The following is a 14,390-nucleotide window of genomic DNA, read 5'->3' on the forward strand; positions in this document are numbered from 1 at the left end:
CGCGCGAGCGGCTTCGGTATGAGCGAGCGTCGCCGTCGAGGCACGGCGGACGAGTCGGAGGTGACGTCGGGCGGAACGGGCTCGTTGTTCGAGTCGCCGTCCGGTCAGCCGCTCGCCGCGCGCATGCGTCCCCGCACGCTCGACGAAATCGTGGGACAGTCGCACCTGCTCGGACCGGGCAAGCCGCTGCGCGAAGCGATCGAGCGCGGCACGATCGGCTCCGTCGTGTTCTGGGGTCCGCCGGGATCCGGCAAGACGACGATCGCCCGCGTCATTGCGCGTTACACGGACCGCGAATTCGTTCCGTTCTCCGCTGTGACCGAAGGTGTGCCTCGCGTCCGCGAGATCGTCGCCGAAGCGGAAGGAAGACGGCGCCTCGGGCGCGGAACCATTCTCTTTGCCGACGAGATCCATCGCTTCAACAAGGCACAACAGGATGCGTTTCTGCCGCATGTCGAGGCGGGCACGATCACGCTCATCGGCGCAACGACGGAGAATCCGTCGTTCGAGATCATCGGCGCTTTGCTTTCGCGCGTGCGCGTGTTCGTGCTCGAGCCGCTGTCGCCGCGCGACCTCCGCGGCTTGCTCGACCGCGCGCTCTCCGACGGCGAGCGCGGACTCGGGGACCTCTCGCTCACGATGGACGACGACGCGGCGGACTTGATCGCCACCGAAGCGGACGGGGACGCTCGCCGCGCGTTGACGATTCTCCAAGCCGCGGCCGATCACGTCGGACGCAATGGACGCATCACCGTCGACGTCGCGCGGGAGGCGTTGCAACTCCGCTTCGCGCGGTACGACAAGGGCGGCGAAGAGATGTACAACATGCTGAGCGCCTTTCACAAAAGTCTGCGGGGCAGCGACCCGCAGGGCGCTCTGTATTGGATGGGCCGCATGATCGAAGGCGGCGGCGATCCCATGATCATGTTCCGGCGCGCGATCGCGATGGCCGCCGAAGACATCGGGCTCGCCGATCCGGAGGCGCTCAAGCTTGCCGTCGCGGCGCGTGATGCATATCACATGCTGGGGCCTCCGGAAGGCTACCTCCCGCTCGCCGAGATGATCGTGTACTTGGCGACCGCGCCGAAATCGAACCGTTCGATGTTGGCGCTCGTCGCGGCACGTGACGCGGCGCGCACGCATCCGGCTGAACCCGTACCGTTGCACATTCGCAACGCGCCCACCGGTTTGATGAAGGAACTGGGATATGGCGCGGGGTATCAATACGCGCACGACGCCCCGGAAGCCTACATTCCGCAGGAGTATCTCCCGGAGCCGCTCAAGGGCACGCGCTTCTACGAGCCGGGTCCGTACGGGTTCGAGAAGGAGATCGCCAAACGCTTGGCGTGGTGGGAAGAAATTCGGCGGCGCAACGAGAAAGAAGAGGCGGAGGGATCGCGATGAAGAAGCTCGCCGTGAAAATCGTCCTGGGGCTGACGGCTGTCGTGGCCGCGTGTTCCTTCCTCGGCAAGCAGGCGTTCAAGCAGCCCGAGGTCACGCTCCAAAAGGTGGAGCTCGTCGGCGTCGGCCTGACGGGCGGCAGCTTGAACGTCGACCTCAACGTCTACAACCCCAATCACTACCGGCTCGACGCGACGCGCTTGACGTACGAGGTCCTCCTCAACTCGGACAGCCTGCTTCTCGCGACCGGCGCGGTCGACAACAAGTTCACGGTCGAGAGCGAAAAATCTTCCGTCGTACAGATTCCGGTCAGCTTCACCTACGCCGGAGTCGGTTCGGCGACTCGCTCGCTCCTCAACACCGGTGTGGTGACGTATCACGTTCGAGGCAACGTCACCGTTGGAACGACCGTCGGCACGTTCAACGTGCCGTTCTCGGACACCCGTCAACTCACGACGGCAGGCGTTGCTCGCTAGATTGACGGCGATGCTCATGATGGAGCTGCCCGCATAGCTCGGGCGCCAATCGTCGTCGCCCCGCCTGAAGAGCGGGCGTTGCTCGTGGGTGCGCCGCTCAAGCGCCCCGGAGCCCGGCGTCTAGCCGACGAGCATTTGCGTGAGCTCGCCGACCTCGCGGACACGGCGGGCGCGACCGTCGCCGGTGAAATCCTCCAACAAATCGACCGGCCGAATCCCGGTACCTACCTCGGGAGCGGCAAGATCGAAGAGCTGCGGGATCGCGTGTCGGCGACGGGCGCGACGCTCGTCATCTTCGACGACGAGCTCTCGCCAAGCCAGGGCAAGAACATCGAGGACGCGATCGGCACGCGCGTCGTGGACCGCGCCGAGCTGATTCTCGACATCTTCGCGACGCGTGCCCGGACGGCGGAAGCGAAGATGCAGGTCGAGCTCGCCCAGCTCGAGTACATGCTGCCACGACTGACGCGGATGTGGACGCACCTCGAGAAATTTCGCGGCGGCATCGGCGTGCGAGGGCCCGGCGAAACGCAGCTGGAGACGGACCGGCGGCTCATCAGCCATCGTATCAAGGTCTTGCGCGAACGGCTGAAGGACGTGCAGCGCGGACGCGCGATTCAGCGCCAGGCGCGACGCTCGGAGTTCCGCGCGTCGCTCGTCGGCTACACGAACGCCGGAAAGTCGTCGGTGCTGCGCGCACTCTCCGGGGCGGGGGACATTCTCGTCGAGGACCGGCTCTTCGCCACGCTCGATCCGCTCACGCGGGACGTCGATCTGGGCGAGAACGCGCACGTCCTCGTCACCGACACGGTCGGGTTCATACGAAAGCTGCCGCACCATCTCGTGGCCTCGTTTCGCGCGACGCTCGAGGAAGCGCGCGAGGCGGATCTGCTCCTCCACGTCATCGACGCCTCGTCGCCGTCGTGGCCCGAGCAGGAAGAAGTGGTGAACCAGGTCTTGTCCGAGCTCGAGGTCGCGGGCCGCGACACGCTGCTCGTCTTCAACAAAGTGGACTTGCTCGAGCACGAGGCGCTCATCGCGCTTCAGACGAGGATGCGCGACGCGGACACGCCGTCGGTCTTCGTCTCCGCGCTCGCCGAAGGCGGACTCGAACCGCTGCGGCGCGCCCTGTCTTCGATGATTCGCGCCAAGCGCCCGATGGCGACGATCTCGGTCTCGCCCGGCGACGGAAAGTTGATCGCCGAGATTCACCGGCAGGGTGAAGTTCTCGATCAGCGCATGGAAGGCGACCGCCTCGTGATCAAGGCGCGCATCGACGCCGCGCTCGCCGGACGGCTCGAGCGCGCCGGCGCTTCCGTCACGAACGGAAAAGCCCCGCACTAGCAAGCGCGGGGCTCGTCGTTTCCGAATTTCACAATCGCAATGGTCGCGCAGGGACTCGAACCCCGGACCTCCGGTATGTGAGACCGGCGCTCTAACCAGCTGAGCTACGCGACCGACGGAGCACGAAAAGTAGACGGGCGCGCCACCCTTCGTCTATGGGCCCGGCAGGGCTCGAACCTGCGACCGTAGGATTATGAGTCCTCTGCTCTAACCAACTGAGCTACGGGCCCGGTACACGCTAGTTAGACGCTCGGTGCCAAGGGCGCAAGCACATGCGCGTCGTACGCGTCGATCACTTCTTCCGCCGAAACGGTGGCCGCGCCGAGCTTTCCAACTTCGACGCCCGCCGCATAGTTCGCGATCACCGCGGCCTCGAGCGCGCTGCCGCCGGCGCCGAGGATGAGCGCGAGATACGCCGTCACCGTGTCGCCGGCGCCGACGACGTCGTAGACCTCGCGAGCCGCGGTCGGGACGCGCTCGATGTCGCCGCCGGCCGACACGAGCGCCATGCCGTGCTCGCCGAGCGTGAGAAGGAGATGCTCCACGCCGAGACGCGCGAACGTTGCGGGGAGCGCTTCGGCGTGCTCGAGATCGACGGCGGCGCCGAGCGCGGCCTCCAGCTCGCGGCGATTCGGCTTGAAGATGGTGGCGCCGCGATAGAGGAAGAAATTGCGATACTTCGGATCGACGACGATCGGAATGCCGCGCCCGCGCGCCGCCTGCATCGCCGCTTCGATGACGTGCGGAACCAACACGCCTTTGTTGTAGTCCTCGAGCACGAGGGCGTGCGCATCGTCCACCGCGCGGCGCACGGCCGTGAGCAGGCGATCGACTTCCGCGCCGTTCAAGTCGCCGTCTTCCTCTTCGTCGACACGCACGACCTGCTGCGAGCGCGCCACGATGCGCGTCTTGGTGGTCGTCGGACGGTCCACCGTCACGAGCGAACCGACGGGAGCGCCGATCGCTTCCAGCATGCCGCATAGATGGCGGCCCGCCATGTCGTCGCCGATCGCCGCGACGAGATCGCACATCGCGCCGACGGCGCGCACGTTCTGCGCGACGTTTCCGGCGCCGCCGAGCGCGTGGCGACGTTCGCGGACGCGAACCACGGGCACGGGCGCTTCGGGCGAGATACGCTCGACGTCGCCGCGCAAATAGACGTCGAGCATCGCGTCGCCGAGCACCGCGACGCGGCAGCGCGACGCACCCTCGAGGAGCTCGATCAACCGATCGCGATTCAACGGGCGGCGACTCATGGCGAGAAGGTAATGAATGCTTCGAGGAAACGCATTGACGCGCCCTGAGACGCGGTCTACACTCTCGGGCGCATGGCCCCACCCCCCGACTCCAACCCCGGATTGCGCGCGACGAATCCCAGCGGCGTGCCCGTCCCGCTCGTCCTGCTGCTGGCGCTCGTCGGCATTTCGTTCGCCGCGCCGCTCGTGCGTCTCTCGCACGCGCATCCGCTCACGATCGCGATCTGGAGGCTCGGATTCGCGCTCGTTTTCATTCTCGGCGCGCTCGTCGCCACGGGTACGTGGCGGCAGTTCCGGCGGCTCGATCGCGGCGGGCTTGCGCTCGCCGCCGCCGCCGGGATCATGCTGGCGTTTCACTTCTGGAGCTGGAACGCGTCGGTCGGCATGACGACGGTGGCGGCGTCGGTCGTGCTGGTCAACGTGCAGCCGGCGTTGGTCGCGCTGCTCTCCGGCGCGGTGCTCGCCGAGCCGCCGACGAGCGGCCAGTGGGTCGGCATCGTCACGGCGATGTTCGGCGCGTTCGTCGTCGCGCTCCCCGATCTCCTGTCCACAGCCGGAGCCATGACCGGGCAAGCGCTCACCGGCGACCTGCTCGCGCTCGTCGGCGCGGCCGCCGCCGCGGGATATGTGATCGCCGGGCGCCGACTGCGCTCCGTGCTCGACATCTGGCCGTACGTGTCGATCGTGTACGGCGTGTGCTTCGTCGTGCTGCTCATCTTCGCGCGCGCCGTACACGCGCCGATCCTCGGACAGCCGCCGAGGGAGATGGGAATCTTTCTCGCGCTCGCCATCGGGCCGATGCTGTTCGGCCACACCGGAATCAACTGGGCGCTGAAATACATGCCCGCGTACGTGGTGAATCTCACGCTGCTCGGCGAACCGGTCGGCGCGACGTTTCTCGCCGCGCTGCTGCCGGGCATTCGCGAGATCCCGCGCGTCGCCACCGTGGTCGGCGGCCTGCTCGTGTTGGCCGGGATTCTCGTCGCCGCGCGCTCGACCCGGCAACGGCGCTTCGCCCTCTGATGTCGGCCCGCGCGCCGACGACAGACTTGCGGCGCGGCTGGTCGATTATGTTACGAGCAACGGCGGGAGGACGAGCCTCGCGTTGTAACCTCCCTCTTGCACGGTCCCGCACACGATCATGAGAACACTCGAGCTGGACGTCGTCGCGACACGAGGTTCGGAGATCGAATCGCACCATTCCGTGCACGCGGCCGTGGTCATCGAGGACGATTCTCTCGCTGCCGGCGCGCGCAACACTCGGATCGTGAGCTCGTGGCGCTCGTGCGCCAAGCCATTTCAGGTCATGCCATTTCTCGAGGCGGGCGGCTTCGACGAGCTCCGCTGGGGCGACGACCAGCTGGCGCTGGCGTGCGCGTCACACGGCGGAGAGCCGGAACACGTCGCGCTCGCTCAGGCGATGCTTGCCGACGTCGGGCTGGAAGAGGGCGACCTGGCCTGCGGGCCGCACGATCCGATCTCGCCGCGCGGGCTCAAGCTGTTGCGCGAATCGGGCGCTCGACTGTCTCGGCTGCACAACAATTGTTCGGGAAAGCACGCCGCGATGCTCGCGCGGGCCCACACCGCGGGTTGGCCGACGTACGGTTACGAGCGCCGCGACCACCCGGTTCAACGTTGCTGCCTGCAGGCGTCGGCGAAATGGTCGGGGCTCGACGAGAACGAGATCGGCCAGGCCGTCGACGGCTGCGGCGTCGTCGCGTTCTCGCTTCCGCTCGACGGCATGGCCCGCGCGTGGTCTCGACTCGGCCGCGCGTCGCGTGACGGCAGCACGCTCGCCGGCCGCATCGTGCACGCGATGGGAACGCGGCCCTTTCTCGTCGGTGGCACGGACCGGTTCGACTCGGTGTTGATCGAGGAGACCGACGGGCGCGTCGTGGCGAAGATCGGTGCCGAAGGCGTGCACTGCGCCGCCGTGCCGGAGTTGGGCATCGGTATCGCGGTCAAGGTCGACGACGGTGCCTCGCGCGCGCAGTTTCCCGCCGTGATCCGCGTGCTTCAGCTTTTCGACGTCTTGCCCGGACAGCTTCCGCCGAGGCTGGAAGAGTTCTTCCGGCGTCCGGTGCGTAACACGCGCGGCGAAACGGTCGGCGAGATTCGGCTCGTCGCCTGAGCGCACTCGCGCGACGATTTGGTTCGCCGCGACGCCGACTGATGACGCCGCCCGCCGACATCCACGACACCTTGGCGGTCCTCGACGACGCGACCGTCGCGCTGGTCCGCCTGGCCGCGGTCGTCGCGGCGGGCGACGAGGGTTCGCTTCGCGACGAGATTTCTCGGAGCGCCGGCGCGATCCCCGACGTGTGGGTCGAGGAGTTGCTGCTTCAGACGTACCTGTTCGCCGGTTTTCCGCGCACGCTCAACGCGATGCGCGAATGGCGGCGGATTCATCCGACGATTGCGAGCGCGCCGGAGTCGCGCACGCCCACGCGCGCCGACGGAGAGGCCACCTGCGAGCGAGTCTACGGCAAGATGTACGACCGACTGCGTGAGAACATTCGACATTTGCATCCGCTGCTCGACGACTGGATGATCTCCGAGGGATACGGCAAGGTGCTGTCGCGCGCCGGTCTGGACCTGCCGCGCCGCGAGCTCTGCATCGTGGCGGCGTGCGCGGCGACCGCGCAGGACCGTCAGCTGCACTCGCATCTACACGGCGCGCTGAACGCCGGTGCGTCCGCGGGTGCGATCGACGCCGCCGTCGATGTGCTCGGAGACGTACTCGACGCGACCCGCTTGCGCGACGTCAAACTTCTCTGGGCACGGGTGCGCGGAAAATGAGCAACATGTTCGTGGACCGCGTCGTCGTGAACGCGAAGGCAGGAAGCGGGGGCTCGGGTATCGTCTCGTTCCGCCGCGAGAAGTTCATTCCGATGGGCGGCCCGGACGGCGGCGACGGCGGCCGCGGCGGCGACGTGATCGTCGTCGGCGACTCCAACCTCGCCACGCTGCTCGACTATACGTATCGCGATTCGTGGCAGGCCACTGCCGGTGATCACGGTTCGGGCGCCAACAAGACCGGGCGTTCGGGAGAGGACGTCATCATGCCCGTGCCCGTCGGCACGGTGATCCGCGATCTCGATACGGAGGAGCGGCTCGGTGAAGTGCTGGAGAACGGCGATCGACTGATCGTCGCGCGCGGCGGACGCGGCGGGAAGGGAAACGCCTACTTCACGAGCTCCACGCACCAGTCGCCGCGGGAATACCAGCCGGGCGAAGACGGTGAGACGCGACGGCTCGAGTTGGAGCTCAAGCTCATCGCCGACGTGGGGCTCGTCGGCCAACCGAACGCGGGCAAGTCGACGTTGCTCTCGGTGATTTCGGCGGCGCGTCCGAAAATCGCCGACTATCCGTTCACGACGTTGGCGCCGAACCTCGGCGTCGTGCAGCTCAGCGACGGCCGCACGTTCGTCGTCGCCGACATTCCCGGCATCATCGAAGGGGCGCACGAAGGCCGCGGACTCGGTCTTCAGTTTCTGCGGCACATAGAGCGCACGCGACTGCTGGCGTTTCTGATTCCCATCGACTCGATGGACTGGCAGGCCGAATACGACCAGCTTCGCGGCGAGATTGCCGCGTACTCGGAGGCGTTGGCCGAAAAGCCGCATTGCGTCGTGTTCACGAAGATGGATTTGCTCGGCGACGACGACGCACCGCCGATCGATGCGCCCGACGCGTTCGGCGTCTTCGCGATCAGCGCCGCGGGAAGAACGGGACTCGATTCGCTCCTCGCCGCGTGGTGGACGCGACTGCTCGAGATGAAAAAGACCGCCGCCGTTCGCCCCGACGTCATTCCACTGCCGTGACGCCGTGGCCGTCGAAAGCATCGAGCGCGGTGACGCGGCGTACCCCGTCGCCCTGAATGAGCTGGCCAATCCGCCGGCGCGACTCTGGTGGATTGGCGACCTCGGTCTCCTCGACCGGCCGCCGGTCACGATCGTCGGAACGCGGCGTGCGACGGGCTACGGCGAACGCATCACGCGCGAGCTCGCGGCGGCGCTCGTCCGCGCCGGGGCGTGCGTCGTCAGCGGCATGGCCCTCGGCATCGATGCCGCCGCGCACCGCGCGGCGCTCGAGGCCGGCGGGGCGACGATCGCCATTCTCGGCACGGGCGCCGACGTCGCGTATCCGCGAGCACATGTCCCGCTGCACCGGCAGATCATCGAGCGGGGGCTGGTCATGTCCGAGCTGCCTCCCGGTGCGCATTCGCATCAGGGATCGTTTCCGAACCGAAACCGCATCCTCGCCGCGATCTCGAAGGTGACGATCATCGTTGAAGCGCCGTTCGACAGCGGAGCGCTCATCACCGCGAAGCACGCGCTCGAACTGGGGCGCGACGTGGCCGTCGTTCCGGGTCCGATCGACGTGCCGCAGAGCCAGGGAAGCAATCTGCTGTTTCGCGATGGCGCGCACCCGATCGTTTCGATCGCCGATGCCTTGAGCCTCGCCGGCCTCTCGCCGCTCGCGCGTGCCGGTCCGCGGTTCGACGACGAAGTCGAAATGCGTGTGTGGAGCGCGCTCGGCCACGGCGCCGCAAGCTTGGATGAATTGTGCGCCCGATCCGGCCTTCCGGTCGCGCAATGCCTCTCCGCCGTGACCGGATTGGAGCTGCGCGGCGTCGTAGAATGCGCGCTGACCGGAGAGGTTCGGCGCCGCTGAGAGGGACATATTTCGGGGGTGCTCCCTCGCCATCTGTACGTCCACGTTCCGTTCTGCGCGCGACGCTGCGTGTACTGCGATTTCTCGATCGCGGTTCGCCGCGACGTGCCGGTGGACGACTACGTGTCGGCGGTCGCCAGGGAGTTGGAGATTCGATTCGCGGGCGCAGAGCGTTTCGGGGAGGTCTCGACGCTGTATCTCGGCGGCGGCACGCCGTCGAGGCTCGGCGGGGCGGGCGTTTCGAGATTGCTCGAGATGCTCACGAGACGAATCGAGTTCGCGCCCGATGCCGAGGTGACGCTCGAGGCGAATCCCGACGATGTCACGTCCGAGACGGCCAAAGCGTGGCGCAACGCCGGCGTCAATCGACTGTCGATCGGCGCGCAGTCGTTCGACGACGGCGTTCTGTCATGGATGCACCGCACGCATGACGCGTCACAGATTGGTCGCGCGGTCGACGCCGCGAGGCGCGCCGGGATCGATGACGTTTCCGTCGACCTGATCTTCTCCCTGCCCGAAAAGACTCAACGCTCGTGGGCGGCCGATCTGGAGCAGGCACTCGCGCTCGAGCCGACCCACGTGTCCTTGTACGGTCTCACCATCGAGCCTCACACGCCGTTGGGGAGATGGCGTCAAAGGGGAGAGGTCGATGAATCGCCGGACGAGCGCTACGAGGCCGAGTTTCTGACGGCGCACGAGACGCTTGCCGCAGCGGGCTTCGACCACTACGAGGTCTCGAACTTCGCGCGACCTGGGCGTCGCGCGCGGCACAACTCGTCGTACTGGAAGCGAGTACCGTACACCGGCATCGGGCCCTCGTCGCACGGCTTCGACGGAACCGAACGGCGGTGGAACGAGGCCGCCTATGCCGAATGGTGCCGTTTGCTCGCTGAAGGATCCGACCCTCTGGCCGGCCGCGAGCTTCTCACCGCGGAGGACGTGGCGGCCGAGCGAGTTTACCTGGGTCTCCGAACGATCGATGGATTGACCCTCACAACCGACGAAATCACACGCGTTTCCCCGTGGGTTGAGCACGGGTGGGCGCTGTTGCGCGATGGTGACCGCGCGGTCCTGACCCCGCAGGGGTGGCTCCGGCTGGACGCCCTCGCGGCCGACTTGACAGTCGAGCGAAGTCGTTACTATGTTTGAAGTTATGGCATCAGAGCAGCTCAACAAGCGTGAGCGCCGCGTGCTCGAGGCCGTGATCCGAAGTTACGTGGAGACTGCGGAGCCGGCGGGCTCGCGGACTCTCTCCAAGCGGTTCGGTCTCGGCGTGTCCCCGGCGACGATCCGCAACACGATGAGCGACCTCGAAAACAAGGGGTTTCTCTTCCATCCGCACACGTCGGCGGGGCGCGTTCCGACGAACAAGGCCTACCGCGCGTACGTCGATTCGCTCTTGAGCTTGCCGCCGCTCCGGGCGGTGGAAACCGAACGTCTGATCGAAGAGATCACGGGCGCCAACGCGTCTCCGATCGAGATGGTGCTTCGACGCGCCGCGCAGACGCTCGGCGTTCTGACACAGGAATTGGGCGTCGCTCTCGGACCCCGTCTCGATCACTCCATCTTGCGTCGGCTCGAGCTGGTACGAGTGAGCAGCGAGCGAATGCTCATGGTGCTCACGCTCGACGGCGGCATGGTGCGTACGGTGTTCGTCGAGGTTCCGGTCGACATCGCCGACACAGCGCTCGGCGCCGTGACGGCGGTGCTCAATGAGCGCCTGGCCGGTCTGACACTCGGCCAGATTCGCGGATCGCTGCCGGAGCGACTGCGCGACAGCAGCTCCGATCCACGCGCCGCGGAGCTGTTGAACATCTTCGTGCAAGAAGGCGAACAGTTGTTCGAGGCGGCGATGCCGATCTCCGACGCGCAGCCCGTACTGTTCGGCTCGACGTCGTCGCTCACGGAACAGCCCGAGTTTTCGGCCGCCGATCGGCTGCGCCGTCTGCTGGAGCTGACCGAAACGCCGCACGCGCTGGGTGAGACGATGCGCAAGCGCGTGCACGCGCCTGGCATCTCGATCACGATCGGCGCGGAACACGACGACCCGCGGCTGGAAGACTTCACCGTCGTCACGGCGGAGTATCACATCGGACCGTTGGCGGGCGTGATCGGCGTGATCGGTCCGACGCGCATGCCGTACGACAAGGTGATCGCGCTGGTGAGCCATACGTCGCGACTGCTCAGCGACCTTCTCGAGTAAAACGATGGCGGACTTTTACGGGGTTCTCGACGTTCCGCGCACGGCGGCCGACGAAGAGATCAAGAAGGCATATCGCAAACTCGCGATGAAGTATCATCCAGACCGCAACAACGGCTCGAAGGACGCCGAGGAGCGGTTCAAGGAGATCACGGAAGCGTACGACGTGTTGCGCGATCCGCAGAAGCGCGCCGCGTACGACCGGTACGGCGAGGCGGGATTGCGCGGCGGCTCGGCGGGCTTCCACCACGTGGATCTCTCCGAAGCGCTCGGCATCTTCATGCGCGACTTCGGCGGACTGGGCGGGTTGGAATCGCTCTTCGGCGCGCGCGGCGGCGGTGATCCGCGCGCGGGCGCCGACGTCAAGATCACGGTGCCGTTGACGCTCGCCGAAGTGTCCACGGGAGTCGAGAAGAAGATCCTCATTCGAACGCTCGAGCCGTGCGAGAAGTGCGCGGGATCGGGGGCCGAGCCGGGGTCGAAGGCACAGACGTGCGCGACCTGTCAGGGACAGGGAGAAGTGCGGCGCGCGCAGCGCTCCTTCTTCGGGCAGTTCGTCAGCGTCGTCACCTGTCCGACTTGTCACGGTGAAGGGAAAGTCGTGAGCTCCCCGTGCAAGGCGTGCCGGGGCGAAGGAAGGCTGCGCGGCGAGCGCGAGCTGACCGTACAGATTCCGGCGGGCGTCGCGACGGGGCAGTACATGACACTGCGCGATGCCGGCAACGCCGGCCTGCGCGGCGGCCAGCGCGGCGACGTGCACGTGCTCTTCGAGGTCGCGGACGATCCGCGCTTCGAGCGCGACGGCGAGGACCTCTACACCGAAGTGCTCGCGACCTACCCGCAGCTCGCGCTCGGCTCGCAGGTGAGCGTGCCGACCGTCTCCGGTCACACCACGCTGGACGTCCCGGCGGGAACGCAGAGCGGCCAGGTCTTTCACCTGCGCGGACGCGGACTGCCGCGCGTCAACGCCAACGGCACGGGCGATCTGCACGTGCGCGTCCAACTCTGGACGCCGGAGCGTCTCACGGAGGAAGAGCGCCAGATCATCGCGCGGCTGAGCGAGCTGCAGCCCGGCGTGCCGGCCGACGGCCGGTCGAAGGGCTTTTGGGCGAAGATGAAAGAAGCCCTCGGTGCGTGACGAAAGAAACGCGGGACGCCGCGTGGATCACGGTTCGGATCTCACCAGGCGCGCGACGCGACGACGTGCTCGCCGCGCTCTTCGAGGCGGGCGCGGCAGGAGTTCAGGAGTTTCCTGACGCTCTCGTAACGCACGCCCACGGGCTCGCCGACGCGAGCCGCCTCGAGCGCGCCGCGCTGGCGATCGCAAGCGACGTCGTCGTGCAGACCGAGCCGCTCGCGATCAGCGATTGGTCGGAGCGGTGGAAACATGCGCTCAGGGCGCAGCGCGTCGGCCGGCTCACGATCGCGCCGCCGTGGCTCGGCCACGGCCTCGACCCCGCGACGACCATCGTGATCGAACCTGGAATGGCATTCGGGACGGGCGACCACGCGACGACGCAATCCGTCGTTCGGCTGCTTCAGAACGTCGCGCGCGACGGCGATCGTGTCGCCGATGTCGGCACCGGCAGCGCGGTGTTGGCGATCGCCGCCGCGAAACTCGGCGCCTCGCGTGTCGTGGCCATCGAGCTCGACCCCGACGCAATCGAGAACGCCGAAGAAAACGTGCGCCGCAACGGCGTCGACGATCGCGTGTCCGTCGTCGAGGGAGACGCCGCCTCGCTGCTGCCGCTCGTCGCGCCCGTGCGCATCGTGACGGCGAACATCATTTCCTCGGTGCTGATCGACCTGCTGCCGACGATGAGGACCGCACTCGACGTCGACGGGTGCGCGATTCTGAGCGGAATTCTCACTTCCGAACGGGCCCTGATGCTCGATCGGCTCGCCGCGGCGGGATGGCGCATCGTGGAAGAAATCGAAGAGGGCGAGTGGTGGAGCGCGACCGTCGAGCCGCGATAGCGACCTTCTACTGCGAAGGCCCGCTCGTCGCGGGCATTCCGGTCACGCCGAGCGATGACGTGCGCAATCACCTGCGAGCGCGTCGGCTCGGTGACGGCGACACCGTTCAGCTCACGAATGGCGAAGGGCTACTCGGAGCGGCGACGCTCCGAGCCCGAGGCAAACGCGATCTCGAGTTGGCGGTGTCGTCAGTCAAGAACGTCGCGCGACAGCCGGCGATTCATCTGCGTGCCCCAGTCGCCGACCGCGATCGCATGCTCTGGCTCGCCGAAAAATCGACGGAGCTCGAGGTCGCGAGTTGGCAGGGCGTACGCTTCCGTCGCTCGGCAAGCGTGACTCAGCGCGGCGAAGGGACGGGGTTCTCGGCGAAACTGCGCGCGCGCATGGTATCCGCGGTCGAGCAATCGGGCGGGGCGTGGTTGCCGTCCATCCTCCCCGACGGCGATGTGGAATCGCTTACGCAGGAGCCGTCGCTTCGCGTCGTGATGGACGCGGGCGGTGACCCGCTGCTCTCGGTGATCGGGCAGAACGCAGCCGACGGCATCATCTTGTTGGTGGGACCGGAGGGCGGCATCGAAGATGAAGAGCGTACGATGCTCGAGCACGCCGGCTGGGGTCGTGCGAGTCTGGGCGCATCGACGCTTCGCTTCGAGACGGCGGCGGTGGCGGCAATCGCCGTCGCCCGCGCCGCACAATGTTCACGGGAGCGCTAGATGGCCGACGACTGCATCTTCTGCCGCATCGTACGGCGCGAGATTCCGGCGACGATCGTCCACGAGGACGGCCATTGCGTCGCCATTCGCGACATCAATCCCCAGGCGCCGGTGCACGTCGTGATCATCGCGCGGGATCACGTTGCGTCGCTCGACGATGCCTCGGACGCGGCGCAGCTCGGCGCGCTGTCGATCGCGGCGCGTGACATCGCGCGCAACGAAAAAATCGCCAAGTCCGGCTATCGCACCGTGGTCAACACGAATTCGGACGGCGGGCAGACGGTGTTCCATCTTCACATGCACTTGCTCGGCGGGCGCCACATGACTTGGCCGCCGGGATAGGCGA

The 14,390-nt window shown here is 67.2% G+C and carries 15 protein-coding genes and 2 tRNA genes; 14 read left to right on the plus strand and 3 right to left on the minus strand.

The genetic code is table 11. The annotated features are described in order from the left end of the window. Window positions 1-18: 18 nt before the first annotated feature. The 3 genes from VGQ44_21580 to hflX all read left to right on the plus strand — a co-directional run bounded on the left by VGQ44_21580 (window position 19) and on the right by hflX (window position 3,221). Window positions 19-1,404: a replication-associated recombination protein A gene (locus VGQ44_21580; protein ID HEV8449431.1), complete on the plus strand. Its 1,386-nt coding sequence runs from the start codon at window positions 19-21 to the stop codon at window positions 1,402-1,404. Then, a complete protein-coding gene (locus VGQ44_21585) occupies window positions 1,401-1,877 on the plus strand; it encodes an LEA type 2 family protein (protein ID HEV8449432.1) in 477 nt (158 codons plus the stop codon). The genes VGQ44_21580 and VGQ44_21585 overlap by 4 nt, the downstream gene beginning before the upstream one ends. Window positions 1,878-1,961: 84 nt before the next feature. Then, window positions 1,962-3,221, plus strand: coding sequence for a GTPase HflX (hflX, locus tag VGQ44_21590; protein ID HEV8449433.1), 1,260 nt, complete (start codon window positions 1,962-1,964; stop codon window positions 3,219-3,221). 40 nt (window positions 3,222-3,261) lie between these two features. Here hflX and VGQ44_21595 read toward each other — a convergent pair. The 3 genes from VGQ44_21595 to VGQ44_21605 all read right to left on the minus strand — a co-directional run bounded on the left by VGQ44_21595 (window position 3,262) and on the right by VGQ44_21605 (window position 4,477). Beyond that, window positions 3,262-3,335, minus strand: a tRNA-Val gene (locus tag VGQ44_21595). A gap of 42 nt (window positions 3,336-3,377) precedes the next feature. Next, window positions 3,378-3,451, minus strand: a tRNA-Ile gene (locus tag VGQ44_21600). 12 nt (window positions 3,452-3,463) lie between these two features. Next, window positions 3,464-4,477, minus strand: coding sequence for a PfkB family carbohydrate kinase (locus tag VGQ44_21605; protein ID HEV8449434.1), 1,014 nt, complete (start codon window positions 4,475-4,477; stop codon window positions 3,464-3,466). Window positions 4,478-4,549: 72 nt separating this feature from the next. Between VGQ44_21605 and VGQ44_21610 the strand changes: the two genes are divergently transcribed. The 11 genes from VGQ44_21610 to VGQ44_21660 all read left to right on the plus strand — a co-directional run bounded on the left by VGQ44_21610 (window position 4,550) and on the right by VGQ44_21660 (window position 14,386). Next, window positions 4,550-5,500: a DMT family transporter gene (locus VGQ44_21610; protein ID HEV8449435.1), complete on the plus strand. Its 951-nt coding sequence runs from the start codon at window positions 4,550-4,552 to the stop codon at window positions 5,498-5,500. A gap of 118 nt (window positions 5,501-5,618) precedes the next feature. Next, on the plus strand, window positions 5,619-6,608 hold the full coding sequence (locus VGQ44_21615) for an asparaginase (GenBank protein ID HEV8449436.1): 990 nt from the start codon (window positions 5,619-5,621) through the stop codon (window positions 6,606-6,608). Between the two features lie 41 nt (window positions 6,609-6,649). Further along, window positions 6,650-7,276 (plus strand): carboxymuconolactone decarboxylase family protein, encoded by a 627-nt coding sequence (locus VGQ44_21620; GenBank protein ID HEV8449437.1) that lies wholly within the window; start codon window positions 6,650-6,652, stop codon window positions 7,274-7,276. After that, window positions 7,273-8,301, plus strand: a complete 1,029-nt coding sequence (gene obgE / locus VGQ44_21625) for a GTPase ObgE (protein ID HEV8449438.1) — start codon at window positions 7,273-7,275, stop codon at window positions 8,299-8,301. Before VGQ44_21620 ends, obgE begins: the two co-directional genes overlap by 4 nt. A 4-nt stretch (window positions 8,302-8,305) precedes the next feature. After that, window positions 8,306-9,154, plus strand: a complete 849-nt coding sequence (gene dprA, locus VGQ44_21630) for a DNA-processing protein DprA (protein ID HEV8449439.1) — start codon at window positions 8,306-8,308, stop codon at window positions 9,152-9,154. Window positions 9,155-9,172: 18 nt separating this feature from the next. Further along, the gene (hemW, locus tag VGQ44_21635; protein HEV8449440.1) at window positions 9,173-10,303 is read left to right on the plus strand and encodes a radical SAM family heme chaperone HemW; all 1,131 of its coding nucleotides are present in this window, start codon (window positions 9,173-9,175) and stop codon (window positions 10,301-10,303) included. 4 nt (window positions 10,304-10,307) lie between these two features. After that, window positions 10,308-11,357, plus strand: coding sequence for a heat-inducible transcriptional repressor HrcA (gene hrcA, locus VGQ44_21640; protein HEV8449441.1), 1,050 nt, complete (start codon window positions 10,308-10,310; stop codon window positions 11,355-11,357). A gap of 4 nt (window positions 11,358-11,361) precedes the next feature. Next, the gene (gene dnaJ, locus VGQ44_21645) at window positions 11,362-12,492 is read left to right on the plus strand and encodes a molecular chaperone DnaJ (GenBank protein HEV8449442.1); all 1,131 of its coding nucleotides are present in this window, start codon (window positions 11,362-11,364) and stop codon (window positions 12,490-12,492) included. Beyond that, complete coding sequence (locus VGQ44_21650) at window positions 12,489-13,331, plus strand: 50S ribosomal protein L11 methyltransferase (protein HEV8449443.1); 843 nt, start codon at window positions 12,489-12,491, stop codon at window positions 13,329-13,331. Before dnaJ ends, VGQ44_21650 begins: the two co-directional genes overlap by 4 nt. Further along, window positions 13,304-14,044, plus strand: coding sequence for an RsmE family RNA methyltransferase (locus VGQ44_21655; protein ID HEV8449444.1), 741 nt, complete (start codon window positions 13,304-13,306; stop codon window positions 14,042-14,044). Before VGQ44_21650 ends, VGQ44_21655 begins: the two co-directional genes overlap by 28 nt. Then, on the plus strand, window positions 14,045-14,386 hold the full coding sequence (locus tag VGQ44_21660) for a histidine triad nucleotide-binding protein (GenBank protein ID HEV8449445.1): 342 nt from the start codon (window positions 14,045-14,047) through the stop codon (window positions 14,384-14,386). It abuts the gene before it with no gap. The last annotated feature ends 4 nt before the right edge of the window (window positions 14,387-14,390 follow it).

It is taken from the genome of Gemmatimonadaceae bacterium (assembly GCA_036003045.1).
In the GTDB taxonomy this organism is placed as follows: domain Bacteria; phylum Gemmatimonadota; class Gemmatimonadetes; order Gemmatimonadales; family Gemmatimonadaceae; genus JAQBQB01.

Bases quoted from the DNA above. Each gene is read 5' to 3' on its own strand.
- VGQ44_21580 (HEV8449431.1), top strand. From the start codon at position 19: ATGAGCGAGCGTCGCCGTCGAGGCACGGCGGACGAGTCGGAGGTGACG.
- VGQ44_21660 (HEV8449445.1), top strand. From the start codon at position 14,045: ATGGCCGACGACTGCATCTTCTGCCGCATCGTACGGCGCGAGATTCCG.
- VGQ44_21610 (HEV8449435.1), top strand. From the start codon at position 4,550: ATGGCCCCACCCCCCGACTCCAACCCCGGATTGCGCGCGACGAATCCC.
- VGQ44_21605 (HEV8449434.1), bottom strand. From the start codon at position 4,477: ATGAGTCGCCGCCCGTTGAATCGCGATCGGTTGATCGAGCTCCTCGAG.
- obgE (HEV8449438.1), top strand. From the start codon at position 7,273: ATGAGCAACATGTTCGTGGACCGCGTCGTCGTGAACGCGAAGGCAGGA.
- VGQ44_21615 (HEV8449436.1), top strand. From the start codon at position 5,619: ATGAGAACACTCGAGCTGGACGTCGTCGCGACACGAGGTTCGGAGATC.
- dnaJ (HEV8449442.1), top strand. From the start codon at position 11,362: ATGGCGGACTTTTACGGGGTTCTCGACGTTCCGCGCACGGCGGCCGAC.
- VGQ44_21620 (HEV8449437.1), top strand. From the start codon at position 6,650: ATGACGCCGCCCGCCGACATCCACGACACCTTGGCGGTCCTCGACGAC.
- VGQ44_21585 (HEV8449432.1), top strand. From the start codon at position 1,401: ATGAAGAAGCTCGCCGTGAAAATCGTCCTGGGGCTGACGGCTGTCGTG.
- hrcA (HEV8449441.1), top strand. From the start codon at position 10,308: ATGGCATCAGAGCAGCTCAACAAGCGTGAGCGCCGCGTGCTCGAGGCC.